Source organism: Streptomyces griseoflavus, assembly GCF_014649995.1.
Taxonomy (GTDB): Bacteria; Actinomycetota; Actinomycetes; order Streptomycetales; family Streptomycetaceae; genus Streptomyces; species Streptomyces griseoflavus.
Window position 1 is genome coordinate 321,083 of the sequence record NZ_BMUC01000002.1, and the last position, 21,294, is coordinate 342,376.

23 protein-coding genes and 1 pseudogene are annotated in these 21,294 nt (G+C 75.5%); 14 read left to right on the forward strand and 10 right to left on the reverse strand.

From position 1 onward, the window contains the following. Window positions 1-310, forward strand: a 310-nt coding sequence (locus IE172_RS34385; protein WP_229885845.1) for an alkaline phosphatase PhoX, incomplete at its 5' end; no start/stop codon positions are given. Here the strand turns inward: IE172_RS34385 and IE172_RS07275 are convergent. Then, window positions 250-1,275: a LysR family transcriptional regulator gene (locus tag IE172_RS07275; protein WP_190096255.1), complete on the reverse strand. Its 1,026-nt coding sequence runs from the start codon at window positions 1,273-1,275 to the stop codon at window positions 250-252. The genes IE172_RS34385 and IE172_RS07275 overlap by 61 nt on opposite strands. Window positions 1,276-1,488: 213 nt before the next feature. Here IE172_RS07275 and snpA point away from each other — a divergent pair, with 213 nt between their 5' ends. Then, on the forward strand, window positions 1,489-2,163 hold the full coding sequence (snpA, locus tag IE172_RS07280; protein WP_190096500.1) for a snapalysin: 675 nt from the start codon (window positions 1,489-1,491) through the stop codon (window positions 2,161-2,163). 66 nt (window positions 2,164-2,229) lie between these two features. Here snpA and IE172_RS07285 read toward each other — a convergent pair whose 3' ends face one another. From IE172_RS07285 to IE172_RS07295, 3 genes are all read right to left on the reverse strand, one after another. Next, a complete protein-coding gene (locus IE172_RS07285) occupies window positions 2,230-3,231 on the reverse strand; it encodes an endonuclease/exonuclease/phosphatase family protein (protein ID WP_190096256.1) in 1,002 nt (333 codons plus the stop codon). A gap of 43 nt (window positions 3,232-3,274) precedes the next feature. After that, entirely contained in the window at window positions 3,275-4,189 is a 915-nt protein-coding gene (locus tag IE172_RS07290; RefSeq protein WP_190096501.1) for a hypothetical protein, read from the reverse strand. 93 nt (window positions 4,190-4,282) lie between these two features. Next, window positions 4,283-4,723 carry a hypothetical protein gene (locus IE172_RS07295; protein ID WP_190096257.1) on the reverse strand — a complete coding sequence of 147 codons (441 nt, stop codon included), beginning with the start codon at window positions 4,721-4,723 and terminating at the stop codon, window positions 4,283-4,285. A 215-nt stretch (window positions 4,724-4,938) separates the two neighbouring features. Here IE172_RS07295 and IE172_RS07300 point away from each other — a divergent pair, with 215 nt between their 5' ends. Together IE172_RS07300 and IE172_RS07305 are read left to right on the forward strand one after the other, a co-directional pair. Further along, on the forward strand, window positions 4,939-6,069 hold the full coding sequence (locus IE172_RS07300; RefSeq protein ID WP_190096258.1) for a PP2C family protein-serine/threonine phosphatase: 1,131 nt from the start codon (window positions 4,939-4,941) through the stop codon (window positions 6,067-6,069). Between the two features lie 64 nt (window positions 6,070-6,133). Then, window positions 6,134-7,213, forward strand: coding sequence for a hypothetical protein (locus IE172_RS07305; protein ID WP_190096259.1), 1,080 nt, complete (start codon window positions 6,134-6,136; stop codon window positions 7,211-7,213). A 41-nt stretch (window positions 7,214-7,254) separates the two neighbouring features. Here IE172_RS07305 and IE172_RS07310 read toward each other — a convergent pair whose 3' ends face one another. Beyond that, a complete protein-coding gene (locus tag IE172_RS07310) occupies window positions 7,255-7,422 on the reverse strand; it encodes a hypothetical protein (RefSeq protein WP_190096260.1) in 168 nt (55 codons plus the stop codon). A gap of 97 nt (window positions 7,423-7,519) precedes the next feature. On the opposite strand from IE172_RS07310, the gene IE172_RS07315 reads away from it, so the two are divergent. From IE172_RS07315 to IE172_RS07325, 3 genes are all read left to right on the forward strand, one after another. Then, the gene (locus IE172_RS07315; RefSeq protein ID WP_190096261.1) at window positions 7,520-8,863 is read left to right on the forward strand and encodes a helix-turn-helix transcriptional regulator; all 1,344 of its coding nucleotides are present in this window, start codon (window positions 7,520-7,522) and stop codon (window positions 8,861-8,863) included. Window positions 8,864-8,944: 81 nt separating this feature from the next. Then, a complete protein-coding gene (locus tag IE172_RS07320) occupies window positions 8,945-9,703 on the forward strand; it encodes a GAF and ANTAR domain-containing protein (RefSeq protein WP_190096262.1) in 759 nt (252 codons plus the stop codon). Between the two features lie 98 nt (window positions 9,704-9,801). Next, window positions 9,802-10,077 (forward strand): hypothetical protein, encoded by a 276-nt coding sequence (locus tag IE172_RS07325; protein ID WP_190096263.1) that lies wholly within the window; start codon window positions 9,802-9,804, stop codon window positions 10,075-10,077. Window positions 10,078-10,108: 31 nt separating this feature from the next. Here the strand turns inward: IE172_RS07325 and IE172_RS07330 are convergent, their stop codons facing one another. Further along, window positions 10,109-10,912 carry a hypothetical protein gene (locus tag IE172_RS07330; protein ID WP_190096264.1) on the reverse strand — a complete coding sequence of 268 codons (804 nt, stop codon included), beginning with the start codon at window positions 10,910-10,912 and terminating at the stop codon, window positions 10,109-10,111. Window positions 10,913-11,188: 276 nt separating this feature from the next. Here IE172_RS07330 and IE172_RS07335 point away from each other — a divergent pair, with 276 nt between their 5' ends. The 3 genes from IE172_RS07335 to IE172_RS07345 all read left to right on the forward strand — a co-directional run bounded on the left by IE172_RS07335 (window position 11,189) and on the right by IE172_RS07345 (window position 14,935). Continuing rightward, window positions 11,189-12,175 (forward strand): nucleoside hydrolase, encoded by a 987-nt coding sequence (locus IE172_RS07335; protein WP_190096265.1) that lies wholly within the window; start codon window positions 11,189-11,191, stop codon window positions 12,173-12,175. A gap of 142 nt (window positions 12,176-12,317) precedes the next feature. Beyond that, the gene (locus tag IE172_RS07340; protein ID WP_190096266.1) at window positions 12,318-14,021 is read left to right on the forward strand and encodes a glycoside hydrolase family 13 protein; all 1,704 of its coding nucleotides are present in this window, start codon (window positions 12,318-12,320) and stop codon (window positions 14,019-14,021) included. A 161-nt stretch (window positions 14,022-14,182) separates the two neighbouring features. Further along, window positions 14,183-14,935 (forward strand): Ig-like domain-containing protein, encoded by a 753-nt coding sequence (locus IE172_RS07345; RefSeq protein WP_190096267.1) that lies wholly within the window; start codon window positions 14,183-14,185, stop codon window positions 14,933-14,935. 92 nt (window positions 14,936-15,027) lie between these two features. On the opposite strand, the gene IE172_RS07350 is transcribed toward IE172_RS07345, so the two are convergent. Together IE172_RS07350 and IE172_RS07355 are read right to left on the reverse strand one after the other, a co-directional pair. Then, complete coding sequence (locus IE172_RS07350) at window positions 15,028-15,399, reverse strand: DUF6479 family protein (RefSeq protein ID WP_190096268.1); 372 nt, start codon at window positions 15,397-15,399, stop codon at window positions 15,028-15,030. Between the two features lie 265 nt (window positions 15,400-15,664). After that, entirely contained in the window at window positions 15,665-16,861 is a 1,197-nt protein-coding gene (locus IE172_RS07355) for a cytochrome P450 family protein (protein ID WP_190096269.1), read from the reverse strand. Window positions 16,862-16,977: 116 nt separating this feature from the next. On the opposite strand from IE172_RS07355, the gene IE172_RS07360 reads away from it, so the two are divergent. The 4 genes and pseudogenes from IE172_RS07360 (at window position 16,978) to bla (ending at window position 19,783) form a co-directional block, all read left to right on the forward strand. After that, entirely contained in the window at window positions 16,978-17,715 is a 738-nt protein-coding gene (locus tag IE172_RS07360) for a TetR/AcrR family transcriptional regulator (RefSeq protein WP_190096270.1), read from the forward strand. A gap of 168 nt (window positions 17,716-17,883) precedes the next feature. Next, a pseudogene (locus IE172_RS07365) lies at window positions 17,884-18,262 on the forward strand (MerR family transcriptional regulator). 241 nt (window positions 18,263-18,503) lie between these two features. Continuing rightward, complete coding sequence (locus tag IE172_RS07370) at window positions 18,504-18,707, forward strand: cold-shock protein (protein ID WP_004985680.1); 204 nt, start codon at window positions 18,504-18,506, stop codon at window positions 18,705-18,707. Window positions 18,708-18,859: 152 nt separating this feature from the next. Then, window positions 18,860-19,783, forward strand: coding sequence for a class A beta-lactamase (bla, locus tag IE172_RS07375; RefSeq protein ID WP_438817006.1), 924 nt, complete (start codon window positions 18,860-18,862; stop codon window positions 19,781-19,783). 24 nt (window positions 19,784-19,807) lie between these two features. On the opposite strand, the gene IE172_RS07380 is transcribed toward bla, so the two are convergent. Together IE172_RS07380 and IE172_RS07385 are read right to left on the reverse strand one after the other, a co-directional pair. Then, window positions 19,808-20,128, reverse strand: coding sequence for an antibiotic biosynthesis monooxygenase family protein (locus IE172_RS07380; RefSeq protein WP_190096272.1), 321 nt, complete (start codon window positions 20,126-20,128; stop codon window positions 19,808-19,810). A gap of 42 nt (window positions 20,129-20,170) precedes the next feature. Next, window positions 20,171-21,073: an SCO2400 family protein gene (locus IE172_RS07385; RefSeq protein WP_190096273.1), complete on the reverse strand. Its 903-nt coding sequence runs from the start codon at window positions 21,071-21,073 to the stop codon at window positions 20,171-20,173. Window positions 21,074-21,294 lie beyond the last annotated feature (221 nt).

Below are 21,294 nucleotides of genomic sequence, written 5' to 3' on the forward strand. Positions count from 1 at the left end.
CGACCACGGCAACCTGTGGATCTCCACCGACGGCAGCGCCCTCGGCTCCCACGACGGTCTCTTCGGCGTGGCCACGCGCGGTGACCGGCGCGGTGAGCTGAAGCAGTTCCTGACCGTGCCGAAGGGCGCGGAGACCTGCGGTCCGGTCATCCAGGACCGGCGGGTGCTGGTCGCCGTGCAGCACCCGGGCGAGGTGGACGGGGCGACGGTCGACCGGCCCGCCAGCACCTGGCCGGACGGGCCCGGCACCTACGTCCGTCCGTCCGTCGTCGCGGTGTACCGCGCGGACGGCCGGGACATCGGCGTCTGAGACGTCTGACGCGAGCCGTCGAAGGCAGTGGCCGGGGGGCAGGGGCCCGGTGGCACCAGGTCCTCCGGCCACTCCCGGTACGCCGGGGCCTGGCGTGCCACCTCCCGGTAGGCGTCGGCCAGGTCGGGATAGACGCCCTCCAGCTCCGTGTCCGTCCGTGCCGCCAGCAGCAGCCGTACGCCGAGGGGGTCGCCGTACAGCCGGCGCACGGCCGTCTCGGGGCGGGAGGGCGAGGTCGGCTGGCACACGGTGACGGCTTCGCCGATGGCCACCAGCGACGCGGCGGTGTGGTAGTCGCCGTGCAGGACCCGGGGGCTGATGCCGGCGGCGCGCAGGACACGGCGTACGGCGTCCCACTCGCCGTCGACCGCCGGGTCGATCATCCAGCGGTCACCGGCCAGCTCGGACAGGTGGACGACCGGCCGCGCGGCGGCCGGATGGTCGGCCGGGAGCGAGACGCACTGCGGTTCGCGCTCGACGAGGACCCGGGTGCGCAGGCTTTCGGGGACGTGCAGGGGGCAGCCCTCGACCTCGTGCACGAAGGCCACGTCGAGCTGGCCGTCGGCCACCATGCGCAGCAGGGCGTTGGCGGAGACGTCCATGTGCAGGGTGGGCTCCTGCCAGTTCCGGCGCAGTCGGCGCAGCCAGCCGGCGAGGGCGCGGCTCGCGGTGGAGCCGATGCGCAGCTGCCGGCCGCCGACGGCGGCGGCGCGGGCCTCGGTGACCAGGGAGCGCAGCTCGGTGACGAGCGGGCGGGCGCGGCTGAGGACCAGCCGGCCCAGCGGTGTGGGGCGGCAGCCGGTGCGGGCGCGCACGAACAGGGCGCCGCCCAGCTCCTGTTCGATGCGCCGCAACTGCGTGCTCAACGAGGGCTGGGCCACGCCGAGTTGACGTGCGGCGCGGTGCAGGCTGCCGGTGTCGGCGATCGCGCACAGCGCCCTGAGGTGCCTGACCTCGAGCTCCATGCCCTGGGAGGGTAAGGCGGAAGTTCAGCTTTCACCAGACTCACAAACCCCGTCCGTTCAGGCGGAGTCGGGCGGGCGGGACGGCTTGGCCGGAGTGCGTTGATAGCCCGGCCCTATCACCGGTTGCCATCATCACAGCCGCCGGGGCGGCGCGGACACTCACCGATGACACGTGACTCACCCCCACCGAAGGAGTCATCGATGCGTACACGCATGCGCATGCCCCTGTCCGTCCTCGCCGCCGCCGGCCTGAGCGTCACGGCGCTCGGTCTCGGTGCGGCCCCGGCGACCGCCGCTCCCGCACCGCTCGACGCGGTGCCCTCGTTCGCCGCGTACGACGGGTCCCCGGAGGAGGCCGCGGCCAACCGCGCGTTCTTCGAGGCCGTGCTGAAGTCGGCGGCCGAGAAGCGGGCCGCGAACCCGTCGAGTGCCGCGGCCGTGACCGTCGTCTACAACGCGTCCCGGGCGCCGTCGTTCGCCACGCAGATAGCCCGCAGCACGCAGATCTGGAACAGCTCGGTCTCCAACGTGAGACTTCAGGCCGGCACGTCGGGTGCCGACTTCTCGTACCGCGAGGGCAACGACTCGCGCGGCTCGTACGCGTCGACGGACGGGCACGGGCGGGGGTACATCTTCCTCGACTACCGCCAGAACCAGACCTACGACTCCACGCGGGTGACCGCGCACGAGACGGGGCACGTGCTGGGGCTCCCGGACCACTACTCGGGGCCGTGCAGTGAGCTGATGTCCGGGGGCGGGCCCGGCCCGTCGTGCACGAACGCGTACCCCAACTCGGCGGAGCGGTCGCGGGTGAACCAGTTGTGGGCCAACGGGTTCGCCGCGGCGCTGGACGAGGCGGAGAAGGCGTTGCAGAAGTCCGCGCGGTAGGCGGTTGCCGGTTGCCGCCCCGGCGGCACCACCGCCCGCGCCCGGCGAGCACCGTGGCCCGCGCGCTCAGGCCTTGTGCAGGGTCAGGTCGACGAGCAGGGCGCGGTGGTCGGTGTCGGGGAGGTCGAGGAAGCGGGCTCGGGTCGCGGTGAAGTGCCGTGAGACGAGGACGTGGTCGATCTGGGCGCCGAACGCCGGGGTCGTGCGGGTCGGCCAGGTCGGGGTGCGGTCGGCGCCGTCGAGGCGGGCCGCGTCGCGCAGGCCGGTGTCGAGGATGCGGCGGAACGCCGCGTGGTCCTGGGTGGCGTTGAAGTCCCCGGCGAAGACGGCCGGGGTGTCCGGGCCGGCGGCGGCCGCGTCGCGCAGCCGGCCCAGCTCCCGCTGCCACAGGCGGACCTGCTCGGGCAGCGGCGGCATGGGATGGGCGAGCTGGAGCCGTACGGTGTGGCCGTCGACGTCGGCGAGCGCGCCGGGCATGCCCATGGTGCCGGGAACGCCGTCGGCGGGCCGGAGCGGGTGGCGGCTGAGGATGACGGAGCCCTCGGAGCCGCCGCCCTCCACGGCCTGCCGGTGCGGATGGGTGGCCGCCAGCTCCCGCTTCAGGGCCGCGTCGCAGGTGTACTCGCACTCCTGGACGAACACCAGGTCCGGCTTCTCGCGGCGCACGGCGTCGGTCAGCGCGCCGGTGGCCTGCCCGAACTCCACGTTGGCGGTCAGCACCCGCAGCTCGGCGACGGGCGGCCCGGCGGGGTCGCCGGTCTTCCCGTACGGCTCGATGTACCAGGCCAGCAGGCCGAGCAGGACGACGCCCCACACGGCGCCGGTCCACCAGCGGGCGAGCAGGGTGAACAGCAGACCGGCGGCGGTGGGCACGAGCAGCCAGGGCAGGAAGGCGAGCAGCTGGGGCACCGGGGTGACGCCGTCGGTGTCGGCGGCGCGGCAGCCGACGACCGTGCTCACCCCGGCGAACAGCAGTGCCGCGCACCAGGTGCTGAACCGTCGCCCTCTCCCGGGCCGCCGTCCCCCCGTGTCGTCGGTGACGGTCGGGTCGGCAGTCGCAGTGTCCAACGTTCCGGTCCTCCGCTCGCGGGTGCGATGCCCGAATCCTCCCTCATGGACGGGGAAGCGTGGCGGGCGGTCGCCGGAAACGGCCGTCCGGGGCGGTCGCCGGTGACGGGGCGCCGCGCCGGGGTCCGCGGCGGCCGGTCAGCCAGGAGGCCAGGGCCACCGTCAGTCCCAGCGCGAGCAGCAGCCAGGAGGCGGTGCGCAGGGTGGCGGTGAGGGCGTCGTAGATCGCGGCCGCGGCCGGGCGGTGGAGGTGGTCGGGCAGGTCGGCCAGGGTGAGCCGGCGGCCGACGGCGACGGCGAGGACCAGCAGGGCGCCGCCCAGCGCCGTGCCCAGGCCGGTGGCGGTGAGCGCGCGGCGGCGGCGGGCCGCGACGGCGATCCCGGTGACGGCGAGGACGACCGTCGCGAGCGGCAGCCAGAACGCGGCGGCGTCCAGCACGTGGTACCCCTTCCGGAGTCCGGCCACCTCCTCGGCCGGCACCACCGGGACCTCGGTGTGCTCGACGGGGATGCGGTGGGCGTAGGGCATGTGGTCGGCGGTGAGCCGCTGCTTCACCCGCGCGGTGACGGGGGCGAGGTCCACGGTGACCGGGCCCCGGGGCGCGGTGTCGTCGCGCAGGGCGTGCAGGACCGCGTCGTGGACGGCTCTGTTCCCCGCCTCCCAGGCGATGCGGTACGCCTCGGTGCGGGTGAAGGAGTGCACGGCGTCGCGGACGAACGGGGCGAGGGCGGCGCCGGTGTCCGTGTCCGCGCCGGCGGGGGCGAGTGTGCGGGCGACCTCGTCGCCGACGGCGTCGGCGACCGCGTTGCGTACGGCCGGGTCGGTGGCCAGGGGGGCCATGGTGTCGACGTAGCGGCCGGTGTCGGCGACGCCGTGGGTCGCCCAGGCGGCGAGGGTGCCGCAGGGGGCGAGGAGGCAGGCGAGGGTGAGGAGGGTGGCGGAGAGGGCGTCGCGCAGGGGCACGTCCTCAGGCAACGGGGTGAGGGCCCGGTGCGCGACCGGTGGAGCGCGTACGGGTGTCGCGGGGCCCGGCCGGTGCCCGGAGCGAGGTCAGGGCAGGCGGTGGCCCTGGGCGTCCTCCTGTGTGTAGAAGCGGTAGAACATGATGGCGAAGACGCCTGCCGTGACGCCCAGGCCCAGGGCCGCGCCACGCAGCACGCTGCCGCCGGACTGGCTGAAGAGGAAGCCGACCGCGATGCCGCAGAAGGCGGCCCAGGCCACCGCGTGGAGTTCCCGCCGGAGTTTCGGGGCCAGGGTGAGCAGCGCGATGAGGACCACGGCGAAGACGAGCGCGGTGAGGAAGCCGAACAGGAGGTTCCAGCCGGTGACGGGCCCGCCGTAACGCCGGTTGGCGGCCGCCCAGTAGCCGTACACGAGTCCGAGGACGACGGGCAGCGCGACCAGCGCCGCCCGGTGGGCCTTCGCGCTGAAGATGTCCGGCGTGCCGCCCCGCTCGATCGCTCCCCGGGTCCGGGGTGCCGCGTGCGCCATGTGAGCGCTCCTCTCTCCTCGCCCCCGCCTTCCAGAGCACACCCGCGGGGACCCGGCGGCAAGTCGGCCGCGCGGATCCGGCGGTCCGCCCGGGACCGGATGCGGGCCGTGCGGGCCCGTGTTTCGCTGGGGCGGTGAGTGTGGGCAGCGGGGGACACGGCCTGCCCGACCGGTACCCGCGGGCCGGCCGTCGCGATGTCGTGCACCGTCACGAGATGCTGCAGGTCAGGGGCCTCAGCGTCGCCTGGGTGCCGCCGCTGCTGCTGCTCGTCGCCATCGCGGTGGCCGACTACAACACCACCGGCGAGTTCCGCATCCTCTCCTGGATCGTGCTGGTGCCGGGCACCGCCGCCGCGATCTGCGGGGTGTGGGGCACGGCCCTGTACGCCGTGCTGGCGATGCTGGTGTACAGCGTCGTCGACAGTGCCTGGCCGCACCAGTTCCAGGCGGGGCTGCCGGACTTCATCCTCGTCGCCGCCGGCGGGATCCTCGCCACGCTGGCCTGCGCGGTGCGGGTGCGCGGCGAGCGTCGCGCGCTGCACATGCGGGACGTCACCGACACCATCCGCAGTACCGTGCTGCGGCCGCTGCCGAAGAGATGGGGCGGCCTGGAGCATGCCGGGATCTACCTCACCGCGGACGCCGACGCCCGGGTGGGCGGCGACTTCTACGACATCCAGCCGGGCCCGTACGGCACCCGCGTGTTCGTCGGTGACGTGCAGGGCAAGGGGCTGGGCGCGGTGGAGACGGCGTCGGTGCTGCTCGGCAGTTTCCGCGAGGGCGGCTATCACGACGAGGAGCTGGCGTCGGTCGCCGACCGGCTGGAGACGCGGATGATTCGCCACCGCGAGTACACCACGGCGCTCGGCCGCAACGACGGCGACCGGTTCGCCACCGCCGTGCTGCTCGGCTTCCCGGCCGACCGGGTCGACGTCGTGGACGTGATCGTGTTCGGGCACGAGCCGCCGCTGGCCATCGGCCCCGCGGGCGTACGGATGCTGCCGGTCACGGGCGGGCTGCCGCTCGGCTACCGCGACCTCGCGCCCGGGGCGCCCCGCACCCGCCGGGTGCCGCTGGCCCCGGACGAGACGCTGCTCGTGGTCACGGACGGGGTGACCGAGGCCCGGGACGCGGACGGCCGCTTCTACCGGCTCGCCGAGCAGGTCACCCGCGCGGTGGCGGCGGACCCGCGGATCGCCGCGCCGGCCCGGCTGGTCGCCTTCGTGCGGGACGGCACCCTGCGGCACTCCGGCGGACATCTGGCCGACGACACCACCGCCTTCGCGGTGAGGCGGACCCGCGCGGCGGCGCGCGAAGGGAACGAAGGGGGACGTTCACCGAAGTGACCCCACCCTTTGCAGCCGCAGCCGTTACCGTGCTGCCGTGGGTGATCGACAGGGGGAGGGGACCATGCCCGGAACCGTGCTGCTGCTGGCGGCCGCGCCGCTGGGCCGCGGGCGGCTGGTCGACGCGGCGTCCGTACTGCCGGTCCTCGCCGCGGTGCCGCCCGCCGTGCTGGCCGGCACGGACACGGCGAACGTCGTCGAGCTCGCCGACCCGCTGGAGCCGCAGGCCGTGCTGACCCGGCTGCGCGCGGCGGCCGCCGCGCCGGGACCGCTGACCGTGTACGTCACCGGCCAGCTCCAGCTCGACCGCCGGCAGCGGCAGCCGCATCTGGCGCTCGCCCGGACGACCCCCACCACCGTGCGGTACACGGCGCTGCCCTGGCAGTGGTTCCGGGAGGAACTGCGGCTGCGGCCGGCGGGCGCGACGACGCTCTTCCTCGACCTGCACGCCGACGCGGAGAGCTGGCAGTCGCTGTGCGCGCGGCGGCCGCCGGGTCCCTTCCCGCTGGACTGCGGGCGGGACAACGCCGTCTACGGCCGCGTCGCACCGCCGCCGTCGCGGCGCGCGGTCGCGGCACCGGAGTACATGAAGGCGGTCGCGACGATCCTGCGCAGCGGGCGGCGGCCGCCGGAGGAGGAGCTGCACCAGGGAGCGCTGACGCGGATCGCGGCGGAGAGCGCGGGCAGGGACCTGCTGCTGGCGCGGAGCGGGCCGCTCCCGGGTGATCCGCACGCGGCCGTCACCGCGGCCGTGCGGTCCGGCCGGCACGCGGACGCCGACGCGCTCGCCGCGCGGCTGGAGCAGGCGGCCGGCCTCGCCCACGGGCCCGGTTCCGAGGAGGCGATGCACTGGAGCGAGGTCCGGGCGGATCTGGCGATGCTGGCCGGAGACGCGGCCCGCAGCTGCCGCGGCTGGCTGTCGGTGGCCACCGCGCGGCTGGCCGCCGGCCAGCCGGCCGACGCGCCCGCCGTCGAGGCGGCCGTGGACCGGGCGCACCACCAGTGGGGCCGGATCGGCGATCCGGTCCGCGCCCGTGAGCTGGGCGTGGTGCTGGCGGAACTGCGCGGGCGGGTCCCCGGCCGGCGGGAGGGCGCGCTGGACCACGTGCGGCGGCAGCTGCGGCAGTTGCAGACGCAGGGCTGAGTGACGTACGGGCTGCGCGCGGCCGGGCAGGGCGGCACTTCCTAGCGCACCACCGCTTCCACGGGGGTCGTGGCGGGCAGGTCGGGTCCGGGGTCGGCGGCGGCCCTGGCCGGGCCCGCGTGCGCCGCCAGGACCAGCGCCGCGACCGCGGCGACGGCCGCGGCGAGGCCTCGGGCGTAACGCTCGGTGGAGCGTGTGGGTTCCAGCACGGCGACCTCGCAACAGCGACGGGTTAAACACGTTTAACGCGCGGTTTAACCTAGGGGCTGCCGGACACCAACGGCAAGGGGCGACGGGGGAGTTGGCATGGGGGATCGGGACGAGCCGGGGACCATCGGGCGCCGGGTGCAGCGGTTGCGCGTCGCGCGCGGACTGACCCAGAAACAGCTGGCCGAGCCGGTGTATACGCCCGCGTACGTCTCCACGCTGGAGGCGGGCCGGGTGCGCCCCTCCGACGAGGCGCTGCGGCACCTCGCCGGCCGTCTCGGAGTCGAGTTCGACGAACTGGCGACCGGGCGTCCGGCCCGGCTGGTGACCGAACTGAGGCTGCGGCTGACCGAGGCGCAGCGCACGCTGGCCGCCGGTGAGGCGGAGAGGGCGGTGGAGCAGTACACCGGGCTGCTCACCGAGGCGGAGACGCACGGACTGGCCGAGGAGCAGGCCGCCGCGCTGCTCGGCCTCGGGGAGTGCTGCCTGGAGACGGGGGAGCTGGAGGAGGGGCGCCAGTACTTCGAGCGGGCCGAGACGCGGCTCGCCGACGCCCCGCTGACCGCCCGGGTGCCGGCGCTGCGCGGGCGGGCCGTCGCGCACTACCTGGCGGGGGAGCTGCGGTACGCGGTCTACCTGCTGGAATCCACGCTGGACGAGCTGAACCGGGGCGGTCTGCACGACCCGGACGCGCTGCTGCTGCTCTACTCCGGGGCGATCGGGCCGTACATGGACATGGGCGCGCACGCGCGGGCCGCGCAGGCGGCGGAGTTCGCGCTGGCCCTCGCCCCGCAGTCCGGTGACCCGGCGCTGGTGGCGCGCATGCACCGTTCCGTCGCGCGCACCCTGCTCGCCGAGGGCCGCCTGGCCGAGGCGGACGCCTCGCTGGCCAAGGCGGCGGAGCTGTACCGGGGACTGCGGCTGCGCACCGAACTGGCCCACTGCCACTGGATGCGGGGGTACGTGTACGCGCAGAACGGCGAACTGGAGCGCGCGGAGCAGGAGATGCGCGAGGCGCTGGACATGCTGGCCGCGACCCGCGCGGTCCTCTACAGCAGTCAGCTCACGGTCGAGCTGGCGGACGTGCTGCACCGGCGCGGCCGTTCCGGGGAGGCGGCGGAGCTGCTGCGGGACGTGCTCGGCGGGCTGTCCCCCGAGCGGGGCGCGGTGCACGCGGCGGCGGCGCACCGGCTGCTCGGCATCATCGCCGAGGACGCCGGGCGGGCCGAGGAGGCCGAGGAGCACTACGTCCGTGCGCTGAGCCTGCTGGAGCGGGCGGGCGCCGCCGGTGACCTGGCGGACCTGTGCCGTCTCCTCGGCGACCTGCTGCGCCGCGGCGGCCGCGTCGAGGCGGCCCTGGACGCCTACCGCACCGGTCTGGGCCACCGCACGGCCCCCGGCACCACCACCCTGGGCCCGGCTCCGGCCCAGCCCCAGCTCTGACCCGCCGCCCGGGAGGCGGCGGCGTTTCGGGGGGCGGGCGCAGGGGTAGTCGGGCGGCGCTTTCGGACGTGACGGGAGGCGATGGGAGTGCGGCCCGGGCACGACCCCGCGGGTGACCCGGACGGCCCGGGCGCCGGCGCAGGGGTGTACGAGCAGGTCGCCGAGGCGATCACGACGGGGCTGCGCGGGGCCGGGCCCGCCGACGTGCCGGGCCGCCTGTGCGCGGTGGCCGTCGCGCTGTTGCCGGTGGACGGCGCGAGCGTGTCCCTGCGCGGTGACGCCATGCCCGTACAACTCGCCGCCTCCGGTCCGTACGCCGCGCATCTCGCGCAGGTGCAGGCGACGCTGGGCGACGGCCCCTGCCGTGATGTCCTGCGGACCGGCCGCCCCGTACTCGTCCGCGACCTCGCCGCCGGCGACGGCGCGCACCGCTGGCCCGTCTTCGCCCAGCAGGCACTCGGCGCCGGAGTGCGGGCCGTGTACGCGCTCCCCCTGGGCAGCGACGCGGCCTGTGTCGGCACCCTGGACCTCTACCGCGACACCCCCGGCGGGCTCACCGACCGGCAACTGCGCGCGGCGGTCCTGGTGGCCGGGGTGATGACCGCGGCGCTGATGGACCTGCCGTACGACCTCCCGGAGGGTGAGGGACCCTGGCTGGCGGGACTGGCCGGCGATCACGACCGTGTCCACCAGGCCGTCGGCATGATCATGGTCCAGCTGGGCATCGGCGCGGACGAGGCCCTGGCCCGGCTGCGCGGTGACGCCTTCGCCCACGGCCGTACCGCCGTGGAGGTCGCCCTGGACGTCGTCTCCCACCGCCGCCGCTTCGACACGCGGTGAGCACGGCCCGTCGAGCACGACGGGCTGTCAACCACCGTGCGAGAAACACGCCTTGAGCACGATCCGCCGGCTGCGGACGCCGACTACGCTGCGGGAGCATGGACATAGCCATCCTCTTCCTCACCTGCCTCGTGATCGCCGGCGTCATGACGGTGCAGACCGGCCTCTCCCGCGCCGAGCGCCGCGCCGCCCGCGTCGAGCGCAAACTCGACCTGGTGCTGGGGCACTTGGGCCTTGAGGAGGAGATCCCGAGGAAGGACGAGATCATCGGCCTCGTCCGCGAGGGCAAGCAGGTCCAGGCGATCAAGCTGTACCGCGAGAGCACGGGCGCGGACCTGCTGGAGGCGAAGCAGGCGGTGGACCGCATGGTCTGACGGACCGCACGGAGCGGGCGGGCCCTGCCGATCAGACCCGCAGCCGCTCCTGGCGGGCGACCTCCGCCAGACGGTCCGCGCCGAGCTGGGTGAGGGCCTGGGTGACTTCCGGGAGGACCGCGCCCGGACCGGCGTTGGTGAGGGTGATCGTGTCCTCGCCGACGCGGACCGCCGCGAGGTTCAGGGTGAGGGAGGTGCGGGTCCCGTCGGGCGCCTCCCCGGTCATGCGCAGGCGCACGGCCGCCCGCGCGTCGCCCGCCTCGGGGAGCGGGAGCCGCGCCACCTCGACGAGCTGGGCGCCGGCCCGGGGGGTCGTCGCCTCGAAGCGTCCGCACTTCGCGGGCAGGGTGCCCAGCCAGTCGAGGGCGCGGTCCACGTCGGCGGGACGGTACGCGGCGATCTGGTAGCGCAGCTGGCTGTCGTTGTCGGTGTCGTCGAGGGTGGCCGTGACGCGCGGGCCGGCCGGCGTGCCGAAGAGCTCCTCCGTGTAGAGGACGTCGAGGAGGCGGCGGCAGTCGGGGTCGTCCGTGGTGCCCTTCAGCAGTCCGTCCCGCCAGGTCGCGGCGCCCTGGCCGGTCGTCCACGGCGCCCCCAGGTCCGCGTCCGTGATCAGCGCCTCCCGCAGCTGCGCCTCGCTCAGCCCGGGCGGGGGCCGCTCGCCGGCGGAGGCGGACGGCGACACGGACGCCGACGGGTCGGGGGACTGGGAGACGGCCTCGGGCAGCGCGCGCGGCACGTTCCGGTCGTCGGCGACGCACCCCGCCGCGGTGAGCAGGGCCGTCACCGACAGCGCGGAGGCGACGAGGACGCGGGCGGCGGCCGGGGCATGGGTCATCGGGGTGCCTCCTGGGGGACCGGGCCGTGCACGAGCGGCCGTGCTCCTACGCCACCACCGGGGCGACCGCGTCACCAGCGCGGCGGGCCGTCCGGGTGAGAGGCCCCCACGGGGGGAGGACGGGGACGGGCGGTTCGCCGTACGGCCGGGGGACCGGGACGGCGGGCGGCACGGCGTCCCGCCCACCGCGGGCAGCGCCGCCGCGGATCGCCGTACCGTGCCCGGGGACCGCGCGTAGGGTCACAGGGCAGGCCCGCCCCCGGAAGGAGCCCCGCCGTGACCGACGCTCCGCCCGTCCCGGTGATCATCGACTGCGACACCGGGGTCGACGACGCCCTGGCCCTGCTGTTCGCCGTACGCCACCCGGGGATCGACCTGCGCGCCGTCACCTGCGTGGCCGGGAACACCGACGTGGACGGCGTCGTGCGCAACACGCTCACCGTGCTGGAACGGGCGGGCGCGTCCGACGTCCCGGTCGCGCGGGGTGCCGAGCGGCCGCTGATCGAGGAGCCGCGCTCCGCCCGCCACGTCCACGGCCACGACGGGATGGGCGACCTCGGCCTGCCCGCTCCGCGCCGCACCCCGGCCGGTGTGGACGCGGTCACCCTGCTGCGCCGCGAGATCCTCGCCTCGCCCCGCCCGGTCACCCTCGTGCCCACCGCCCCGCTCACCAACGTCGCGCTGCTGCTGCGGACCCATCCCGAGGTCACCCGCAACATCGGGCGGATCGTGTTCATGGGCGGCGCGGCGGGCGCGGGGAACGCCACCCCGGTCGCCGAGTTCAACGTGTGGCACGACCCGGAGGCCGCCGCGATCCTCCTCACCGCGGGCGTGCCGATCACCATGTACGGACTGGACGTGTTCACCCGGGTGGTCGTCCCGGGCGCCGAGGTGCGGCGGCTGCGCGCGAGCACCGAACCGGGCACCCGGCTGGCCGGTGACCTGCTCGCCCACCGGCCGGCCCACCCGGGCAGCGGCCCCGACGACCCCGCCGAGGACGCGGGCGGTCTCGGTGACGCCGGCGCGCTGTGCGCGGTCGCCGACCCGGAGGGCCTGACCACCCACCGCCTCCCGGTCGAGGTCTCCCTCGCCCCCGGCCCGGCGCGCGGCCAGACCGTGGTCGACCGCCGTCCCCGCGCCGGCGAGTCCGAACTCCACGAGGGGGTGCGCGAGCAGCCCCTGGTCGACGTCGGCCTCGACGTGGACGTGGAGCGCTACGTGCGGCTGTACCTGGCGACGGTCGAACGCCCGGCCGTCCAGTAGGGCATCCGTTCGATTCTCTGGTCCGGGTGAAGGGCGCCGTACGCCACCCGCAGGGTATGGCTCCCCGCTGCCGGTGCGTTCGCTTTTACGGTGTTCTGGACAGATTCTCCGCCGGTACCCGCACGCACCCAGAGGAGACCGCGTGACCGATCGCCCGAACCCGTCCGACGCCCTGCCGCCCCGTCCCGCACCCGACGCCACGCCCGACCTCTCCTCCCGGAACCCCGACTGGTGGCGCCAGGCCGTCGTCTACCAGGTCTACCCCCGCAGCTTCGCCGACGCCGACGGCGACGGACTCGGGGACCTGCGCGGCATCACCCGCCGTCTCACCCACCTGGCCGCCCTCGGGGTCGACGCCCTGTGGCTGAGCCCCTTCTACCCCTCCGAACTCGCCGACGGCGGCTACGACGTCGCCGACCCACGCGACGTCGACCCGCGCCTGGGCACCCTCGACGACTTCGACGCGCTGGTGCGCGAGGCCCACCGGCTCGGCCTGAAGGTGATCGTCGACGTCGTCCCCAACCACACCTCCCACCAGCACGTCTGGTTCCAGGAGGCGCTGCGCGCCGGCCCCGGCTCGCCCGCCCGCGACCGCTACGTCTTCCGGGACGGCCGGGGCGAGCAGGGCGAACTGCCGCCCTCCGACTGGCAGTCGGTCTTCGGTGGCAGCGCCTGGCAGCGGGTGCCGGACGGGCAGTGGTACCTGCACCTGTTCGCCGCCGAGCAGCCGGACCTCAACTGGGGGCACCAGGACGTCCGCGACGACCACCGCGCCACCCTGCGGTTCTGGTCGGACCGGGGCGTGGACGGCTTCCGGGTCGACGTGGCGCACGCCCTCGTCAAGGACCTGAGCGAGCCCCTGCGCGACCTCGGCGCCCACGCGGCGGGCGGTGAGGCCGCCCTCGCCGACTTCCCGCCCGGCACCCACCCGTTCTACGACCGCGACGAGGTGCACGAGATCTACCGCGACTGGCGCAAGATCCTCGACGCCTACTCGCCGCCCCGGACGGCCGTCGCCGAGGCCTGGATCCCCGGCGAGCGGCGTGCCCTGTACGCCCGGCCGGACGAGCTGGGCCAGGCCTTCAACTTCGAGTACCTGGAGACCCCCTGGGACGCGGACGCGCTCCGCCAGGTCATCACCGACTCCCTCGCCACCGCCCGCGCGGCCGGCGCCTCGGCGACGTGGGTGCTCTCCAACCACGACGTGATCCGGCACGCCTCCCGGCTGGTGCTCCCGCCGGGCACCGACGGCAACGCCTGGCTGCTGTCCGGCGGCCACGCCCCCGCCGTCGACCCCGAAGCCGGTCTGCGCCGGGCGCGCGCGGCCACCCTGCTGATGCTGGCGCTGCCCGGCTCGGCCTACGTCTACCAGGGCGAGGAGCTCGGCCTGCCCGAGGTCGCCGACCTGCCCACCGAGGTCCTCCAGGACCCCATCTGGGAACAGACGGGGCACGTCCGCAAGGGCCGCGACGGATGCCGGGTGCCGCTGCCGTGGACGACGGACGGCCCGTCGTACGGGTTCGGGGCGGCCGGCGCGTGGCTGCCGCAGCCGCCGTCCTTCGCGGCGTACGCCGTCGAGGCGCAGGACGGCGTGGAGGGCTCCACCCTGGAGCTGTACCGCACGGCGTTGCGGCTGCGCCGCAAACTGCTGGACGGCGAGACGCTGACCTGGGCGGAGGAGACACCGGCCGGGGTGCTCGGGTTCGACCGCGGCGACGGCTGGCGCTGCGTGGCCAACCTGTCCTCCGACCCGGTCCCCCTCCCGGCCGGCGAGGTCCTGCTGACCAGCGCCCCGCTGGAGAACGGCCGCCTCGCCCCCGACACCACGGCCTGGCTCGCCCGCTGAACCGTGCCGCCCCGGCCCGGCGCCGCCCGGCGCCCGCCGCGCCGGGGCGGCGCACGGCGGCGGGAACCCGTACGGCCGTCCAGCGCGGGCGGACCCGGCAGGGCACCGTGAGAATCGCTTCCAGGTGTGTCCGTGACGGCCGTACAGGGAGACCGCCGACGATGAACAGGTCCAGCAGGAAAGCCGCCGCCGCGTGCGGCGCGGCCGGGATGCTCGTGGGCGTGTGGCTGCAGACCGGGACGGCGGGCGCCGCGGGCCTCCCCGCTCCGGCCGCGCTGCCCGCGGTGCTGTGGGGCGACGTGACGATCCCGCCCGGCCGGGACGGCATCGTCGAGGCCAGGGGCTTCACCGGGCCGGCGCTCGGCACCGGATCCACGCTGACCCTGACCGCGCCGGCCGGGGCGCGGGTGACGGGCGCACCCCTCGACGCCCCCGGCTACCGGGGCGCGGTCGCCGCCGACGGCCGTACCGCCCGCTACACGGCGGCCTCGGCCGAGCGGCCGTGGCGGGACGGCGCCTTCCCGTTCGTGATCGCGGTCCCCGCGGACGCGGTGCCCGGCACCCGGCTGAGCGGCTGCGCGCTGCGGCTCGCGGACGCGGACGGCGCGGTCAGGGCGACGGGCGGGTGCCACGTGACCGTGGGACTGGCCGAACCGACCCTGGCCCGGCCGGAGTCAGGGGTTCCGCTGGAGAGGCGGCCGGCCATCGCGGGCCGGGCGCACCCCGGCGCGCAGATCACCGTCTCCGACAAGGACGACGACGAGGTGTGCGCCGACACCACCGGTTCCGACGGTCTCTGGGGCTGCACCCCCGCCCGGGCCCTGCCCGGGGGCCCCAACCGGCTCCAGGCCACCGCCACCCTGAACGGGGTGAGCGCGGCGAGCGAGCAGATCCAGATCACCGTCGCCCCGTAGCCCACCGCCCGCGCCACCTCGGGCGGGCGGCGCGCCGGGAGACGTCGGCGCGGCCGCTCCGGCGGCCGCGCGACTGCCCGGGAGCCGTCCGGTCAGACGTGCCCCGGGCCACCGCTGCCGAAGGCCCCGCTGGATCCGGGCAGCCAGCGTTTGCGCTTCTGGTCCTCGCAGGTCCTGGACCCGGAATGGTGGATCTCGTAGGGCATCAGCCGGGACCCGCCCTTCTCCACCCGCGGCATCTCGTCCGGTTCCCGCATCTCCCGCATCTCGCGGACCGCGCCGCCGTCCGGGAGCTTCGGCTGTTGCTCGGGGGTGGGGCGGGGGGACTCCTGGTCCATGACCCGCATGCCGACCCGTACGGCCCAGATCAGCGCGCCGGCCACGATCAGCCCGCCGACGAAGGCCGCGGTCACGTTCCACACGCCCGGACCGGCCGCCAGAAATACATACGTTGCGGTGCTCATGCTTCCGAGTATGGACGAGGAAATGGGATAAAGCTCACGGAATGTCCGAATCTTTGGCCAAGGGTCGCGGGGGCCTCCCGCCAGCGGTCGGGGGTGGCTCCTCGTTCGGCTCGTCCCGGCGGGCGGCGGACTCGGCACCGTGGCAGATTTCGGCCGGAGGGAAGGCCGGGACGGGCCGTCGCGTCCCCACGTGTGCTGCTCGGGGCCCGGCCCCGGCCTTCCCGCACCCCGCCTCCGGAACGCACGGCCTCCCCCGGCCGGCCGCCTACCCCAGCCGCACCGGCAGCGAGGTCAGGCCGCGCACCAGTGTGCTCGTGCGCCAGGTGAGCGATGCGGGACCGGTGGCGAGGGCGAGGGAAGGGTGGCGCTCCAGCAGCAGACGGAGGGCGACGGCGGCCTCCGCGCGGGCGAGCGGGGCGCCGAGGCAGTGGTGCGCGCCGTGCCCGAAGGCCAGGTGACCCTGGGCCCGTCGGGTGAGGTCGAAGCGGTCGGGGTCCGGGAAGGCCAGGGGGTCGCGGGAGGCCGCGGCGAGGGAGACGAGGACCGCGTCGCCGGCGGCCACCTCGGTGCCCGCCAGTTCCAGTGGCTCCGCCGCGAAGCGGAACGCACCCGCGTGGACCGGTGTGCCGAAGCGCAGTGACTCCTCGACCGCGGCCCCCGCCAGGGCGGGGTCGGCGCGTACCAGGGCGAGCTGGTCCGGGCGGGTCAGGAGGTTGTGCACCGTCGCGGAGATCAGGCTGACCGTCGTCTCGTGGCCGGCGACCAGGAGCAGGAAGGCCATGCCGAGCCGTTCCCCGGCGGTGAGGCCGGCCCCGGTGCCGTCCGGCGGGCCGGCGGCGGCCAGGTCCGCGAGCAGGGAGCCGTCCGGCGTGCGGGTCTTCTCGGCGATCAGTCCGGTGAGGTACGAGGCCAGCGCGGCGGCGGAGGCCGCGGCGGCCTCCTGCCCGGTGGGCACGACGAGTTCGTCGGACCACGCGTGGAAGGCCGCGCGGTCGGCCCCGGGCACGCCGAGGAGGTCGCAGATCACCGTGATGGGAAGCGGCAGTGCGAAGCCGCTCACCAGGTCGGCGGTACCCGTCGGCGGCATCCGGTCCAGCAGTTCGCCCGCCACGGTCTCGATCCGCGGCCGCAGCGCGGCGACCCGGGCGGGGGTGAAGCGGCCCGCCACCAGCCGCCGCAGCCGGGTGTGGTGCGGCGGATCGCTCTGCAGCATGTTCCGGCCGACGGCGTGCCCGCCGTCGGTCTCCCAGGTGGCGGAGTGCCGGATGTCGTTGCGCAGACGGGGATCGGTCAGCGCGGCCCGTACCGCGTCCCGGGTGACCACCAGCCAGGCGTCACCGCTGCCCGGGACGTGGACGCGGTGGACCGGGCCCTCGTCCCGCAGGGCCGCGAGCACGGGGAACGGGTCGGCCGCCAGGTCGTGTCCCGCGGGAGCCAGATCCTCCAGTGTGGGCGCTCGCACGTCGTCGTCCCCTCTCCGCCGAGATAAATGGGGAGCAGTCCCCGTTTAGGTCTCCGACGTTAACATCCCGTCGGGGAGCCGCTCCCCGTTCGGGTCCGGAGGAAGAGAAGAAGACGATGACCGTCGGTGAGAAACCCGCCGGCCCGGAGGGCCGCGAGCACGCCCCCGGGGACCGGTCGCCCCGGCAGCGGCGGGACGCGCTGCGCAACCGCGACCTCCTGGTGCGGGCGGCGCACGCCGTCTTCTCCGAGCAGGGCCTCGACGCCCCGCTGGACGTGATCGCCCGCCGGGCCGGCGTCGGCAACGCCACGCTCTACCGGCACTTCCCCACCCGCGCCGCCCTGGTCGACGCCGTCTTCCGCGACCAGCTCACCGGCACCATGACGGCCGGCGAGCACGCCCGCGCCGTGCCGGACGCCTGGGAAGGGCTGACCGGCTACCTCCGCACCGTCTTCGCCACGCTCGCGGCCGACCGCGGCACCAACGACCTCATGACCACCCGCCTCGCGGACGTCGAGGTCCTCCAGACCGTGCACGCCCACAACCGCCGCACCGTGGAACTCCTGCTGGGCCGGGCGCGTGAGCAGGGCACCGTGCGCCCCGACGTCACCACCGAGGACCTGCTGTTCGCCCTGGCCGCCCTCGGCCGCGCCGTCCCGCCCCTCGTCACGGCCGGCGCGCCCGACGCCTGGCAGCGCCCCCTCGCCCTGCTCCTCGACGGCCTCCGCACCGCCCCGCCGGGCCCCCTCCCCGGCGCCGCACTCACCGAGGACGAGCTGGCGACCGTGCTCGGGGAGATGGGCCCGCACCGCACCCGAACGGCCCAGGGGGCCAGGGGGAAGCGCTCGGGGTAGCGGCCGGAGGGGGGAAGCACCCGGGCGGGTGATGGTCGCGCCGGCCGTGCCGGGCGGGAACATCTGCCTCCGCCGCGACAGGTTTTCCACCCGGCCGACTAGAGTTCCTTCGCGGGGAACCCGTCCCCGTGGCGGACCGTGCCCCCTGTGGTCCGCGGAGAGGTGCGCATGCCCCGGGACAGTCAGCCGTACGCCGACGGCCGGCAGCCGGAACAGGACCGGCTCCCCGTCGCCGACCGGCTCGACGACGACCACTTCCCGGCCTACACCATGGGCAGGGCCGCCGAACTGGTCGGAACGACACCCGCGTTCCTCCGCGCGCTGGGTGAGGCGCGGCTGATCACCCCGGCACGCTCCGGCGGTGGTCACCGCCGCTACTCGCGCCACCAGCTGCGGCTGGCGGCCCGCGCCCGCGAGCTGACCGACCGGGGCACCGGTCGACGCCGCGTGCCGCATCATCAGCCTCGAGGAGCGCCTGGAGCAGGCCGAACGGGCCAACGAGGAGCTGCGCCGGCGGGCGGCGGGCGCGGCCCGCGGACCCGGGTGAAAATCTCCTCCCGCCGGAACAGAATTTCCTCTCCCGCTGCGGAAAAAGTCTTTCCCTAAACACGCCATCGGCGTTTTATTCCAGTGATTTTCCTCGCTTGCCGTGAGCCCTCTCCGTGCTAGGCTGACGCCAGTTGCAGTTGTGGTTGCCAGTTTGCTACCGGGTCTCCGGGCAGGTGATCATCGCGACGATGTAGGGATTCGTAAAGTGCGAGTTCCGGCACTGTCTCAGGAGATTTGATATGGCCACCGGTACGGTGAAGTGGTTCAACTCGGAAAAGGGCTTCGGCTTCATCGAGCAGGACGGCGGCGGCGCTGACGTGTTCGCCCACTACTCGAACATCGCCACCTCGGGCTTCCGTGAGCTCCAGGAAGGCCAGAAGGTGACCTTCGACGTCACTCAGGGCCAGAAGGGCCCGCAGGCGGAGAACATCGTTCCCGCCTGACCTGTACGCAGGCGTTCAAGAGCAGGGGTCCGCACTTCGGTGCGGGCCCCTGCTCTTTGTTTTCCCCCGATCGGCGCGATTCATTTACCTGCTATTCGGTATCCGATCACCCGACCGCGATGCCGCCGGCATGTCCGAAAGGAAGCGTTCCCGTGGCCCCCTCTCCCCGCCGCCGTGAGCTGCTGCTGGCCGCCGCCCTCGCCCCGGTGGCCGGATGCGCCACCGACGACGCACCCACCCGCGCGGGCGGCAGCGGCACCGCGGCCCCACCCGGCCGGTCCGTGCCCGCGCCGGTGACCCCGCGGAGCCTCACCGCACTCGAGCGTGCGTACGGGGCCCGTCTCGGGGTGTACGCCCTGGCGACCGGCACCGGAGCCGCGGTCGTCCATCGCGCCGACGAACGCTTCGCGTTCTGCTCCACCTTCAAGACGCTCGCCGCCGGAGCCGTCCTGGACCGCCGTCGCCTCGCCCGACTGGACGAGCGCGTCCCCTACACCCGGGACGACCTCGTCCCGTACTCACCCGTCACCGAGCGGCACACCGGAACGGGCATGACCGTCCGCGGCCTCTGCGACGCCGCCGTCCGGCACAGCGACAACACGGCCGCCAACCTGCTGCTGCGCGACCTCGGCGGGCCGCGCGCCCTCACCGCCCACCTGCGCGGCCTGGGTGACTCCACCAGCCGCCTGGACCACGCCGAACCCGAGCTGAACGGCAACCCCCCGGGGGATCCGCGCGACACCACGACCCCCCGCGCCGTCGCCGCCGACTACCGCGCCCTCGTGCTCGGCGACGCGCTGCCGGCCGCCGAACGGGCCCTGTTGACGGACTGGCTGGTCGGCAACACCACCGGCGACTCGCGCATCAGGGCCGGTGTGCCCAGGGGCTGGCGGGTCGGCGACAAGACCGGTACCGGTGAGTGGGGCCGGGCCCACGACGTGGCCGTGCTGTGGCCGGACGACGGCGGCGCCCCGCTGGTGCTGGCCGTCCTCACCGACCGCCCGGACCGCGACGCCGACCCCGCCGATCCGCTGATCGCCGAGGCCACCCGCCGCGTCCTCACCGCCCTGGGCTGACCCGGAGGGCGGCCGTGCGAGCCGTCAGCCCTGCTTCGGCGCGGCCTGCTGGACCACCTCGAAGGACCACAGGGTGGCGTCCGTGGCGGCAGGGCGCGGCTTCCCGCCCTGCTCGCCGCCGTGCGCGGCCTCGCCGCGGCCGGCCATCCAGCGCTGGAAGTCCTCCTCGGACCGCCAGCGGGTGTACACGAGGTAGGTGTCGGTTCCCTCGACCGGGCGCAGCAGCTCGAACCACTCGAACCCGTCCGAACCCTCCACCGCCCCCGCCCGCGCGGCGAACCGCTTCTCCAGCGTCTCGCGCTGCTCTTCCGGGACCGTGAGTACGTTGATCTTGACGATGCTCATGTCCCGATTGTTCCGCAGCGGCGGCGTCCGGCACGCGCCGGGTCAGCCCAGGCAGATGACCAGCAGGCAGAGGCGCGAGGAGTCCGTTGGGTTCTCCGTGCCGGTCTCCGGGGCGGTGGTCGCCGGGGTGGAGGGGGCGGGCCGGGACTCCCCGCCCCGGCCGGTGCCCCCGGTGCCGTCGTCCGCGGCGGGAGGCGGGGCTGTGGGCAGCGCGGCGCCCCCGGTGCCGGGAGCCTGCCCCCGGCCCGCGTCCGGGACCGTGTCCGGGGCCTCGCTCACGCGGTCGCCGGAGCGGGAGACGGAGTCCGGAGCGGTCGTCCGCGGCGGGGACACCGGCTCCGTCCGTGTGACGGGACCGCCGGCGCTGGCGGCGGGCGCGGCTGCGTCCGGCGCCCGGCTCCCGTCGCCGGCCGGGGGCGGGGGCGGCGTGCGGTCCGGGGAGGCGGAGGGCGAACCCGGGCCGGTGGAGCCGTCCGCGGGATCCGTCGCGCCACCGCCCATGCCCCGGACGTCGGGCGCGCCGGCGGCCCGGGCGCGGTCGGTGCTGCCGCTGTCCGTCGAGGCGAGGGTGAGGCCGCCGCCCGCCAGGGCCACGGCGGTGGCGACCAGGGCGCGCCGCTGGGTCTTCTTCCAGCGCGCCAGCTGCCGGCGCCGCGCCGCCCGGCCCGTGCCCGTGCCCGAGGCCGCGGACGTCTCCGGCGGCAGGTCGGCCGCCCCGAAGGCCGGCGCCTCGGCCGGCGTCTCGTCCGGCGCCGGGCCGGGCGGCGCGGCGCCGGCGGGCCGGGAGGTGACGGTCGCCGTCGAGGGGAGGGCGGTGGCGGTCGCCGTCGCGTGGACGGAGTGGCCGCCGTCGGCACGGGGCGCGATGTCGGAGGCGTAGGCGCCGCAACCGGGGCAGACCAGGGCGCCGTTGAGATGCCGGCGGCACGTGGAGCAGTAGTCCATCCGCTGTCTTCCTGAGTCGTCGTACCGGCCGCCCGGAAGGGAGCCGGCCCGGAGCGGGAGACAGCAACGCTAGCCACGCCCACGACCGACTGTGTGCAGTCCGTGTGCCTCTCCTGCGCACGTTCTCGGGCCGCCGCGCGAGAAGGTCGTGAGCACGCCCGCCGCGCCGCCCCCCACCGGACACACTGCTGAGCGACGTCCAGGGCGTGGCCGCGAACCGG

What these genes read in the sequence shown, in the direction of transcription:
- snpA (WP_190096500.1), top strand. Translation starts at nt 1,489, where the DNA reads ATGCGCATGCCCCTGTCCGTCCTCGCCGCCGCCGGCCTGAGCGTCACG.
- IE172_RS07345 (WP_190096267.1), top strand. Translation starts at nt 14,183, where the DNA reads ATGAACAGGTCCAGCAGGAAAGCCGCCGCCGCGTGCGGCGCGGCCGGG.
- IE172_RS07325 (WP_190096263.1), top strand. Translation starts at nt 9,802, where the DNA reads ATGGACATAGCCATCCTCTTCCTCACCTGCCTCGTGATCGCCGGCGTC.
- IE172_RS07295 (WP_190096257.1), bottom strand. Translation starts at nt 4,723, where the DNA reads ATGGCGCACGCGGCACCCCGGACCCGGGGAGCGATCGAGCGGGGCGGC.
- IE172_RS07315 (WP_190096261.1), top strand. Translation starts at nt 7,520, where the DNA reads ATGGGGGATCGGGACGAGCCGGGGACCATCGGGCGCCGGGTGCAGCGG.
- IE172_RS07380 (WP_190096272.1), bottom strand. Translation starts at nt 20,128, where the DNA reads ATGAGCATCGTCAAGATCAACGTACTCACGGTCCCGGAAGAGCAGCGC.
- IE172_RS07360 (WP_190096270.1), top strand. Translation starts at nt 16,978, where the DNA reads ATGACCGTCGGTGAGAAACCCGCCGGCCCGGAGGGCCGCGAGCACGCC.
- IE172_RS07275 (WP_190096255.1), bottom strand. Translation starts at nt 1,275, where the DNA reads ATGGAGCTCGAGGTCAGGCACCTCAGGGCGCTGTGCGCGATCGCCGAC.
- IE172_RS07330 (WP_190096264.1), bottom strand. Translation starts at nt 10,912, where the DNA reads ATGACCCATGCCCCGGCCGCCGCCCGCGTCCTCGTCGCCTCCGCGCTG.
- IE172_RS07320 (WP_190096262.1), top strand. Translation starts at nt 8,945, where the DNA reads ATGGGAGTGCGGCCCGGGCACGACCCCGCGGGTGACCCGGACGGCCCG.
- IE172_RS07370 (WP_004985680.1), top strand. Translation starts at nt 18,504, where the DNA reads ATGGCCACCGGTACGGTGAAGTGGTTCAACTCGGAAAAGGGCTTCGGC.
- IE172_RS07300 (WP_190096258.1), top strand. Translation starts at nt 4,939, where the DNA reads ATGCTGCAGGTCAGGGGCCTCAGCGTCGCCTGGGTGCCGCCGCTGCTG.
- IE172_RS07350 (WP_190096268.1), bottom strand. Translation starts at nt 15,399, where the DNA reads ATGAGCACCGCAACGTATGTATTTCTGGCGGCCGGTCCGGGCGTGTGG.
- IE172_RS07385 (WP_190096273.1), bottom strand. Translation starts at nt 21,073, where the DNA reads ATGGACTACTGCTCCACGTGCCGCCGGCATCTCAACGGCGCCCTGGTC.
- IE172_RS07305 (WP_190096259.1), top strand. Translation starts at nt 6,134, where the DNA reads ATGCCCGGAACCGTGCTGCTGCTGGCGGCCGCGCCGCTGGGCCGCGGG.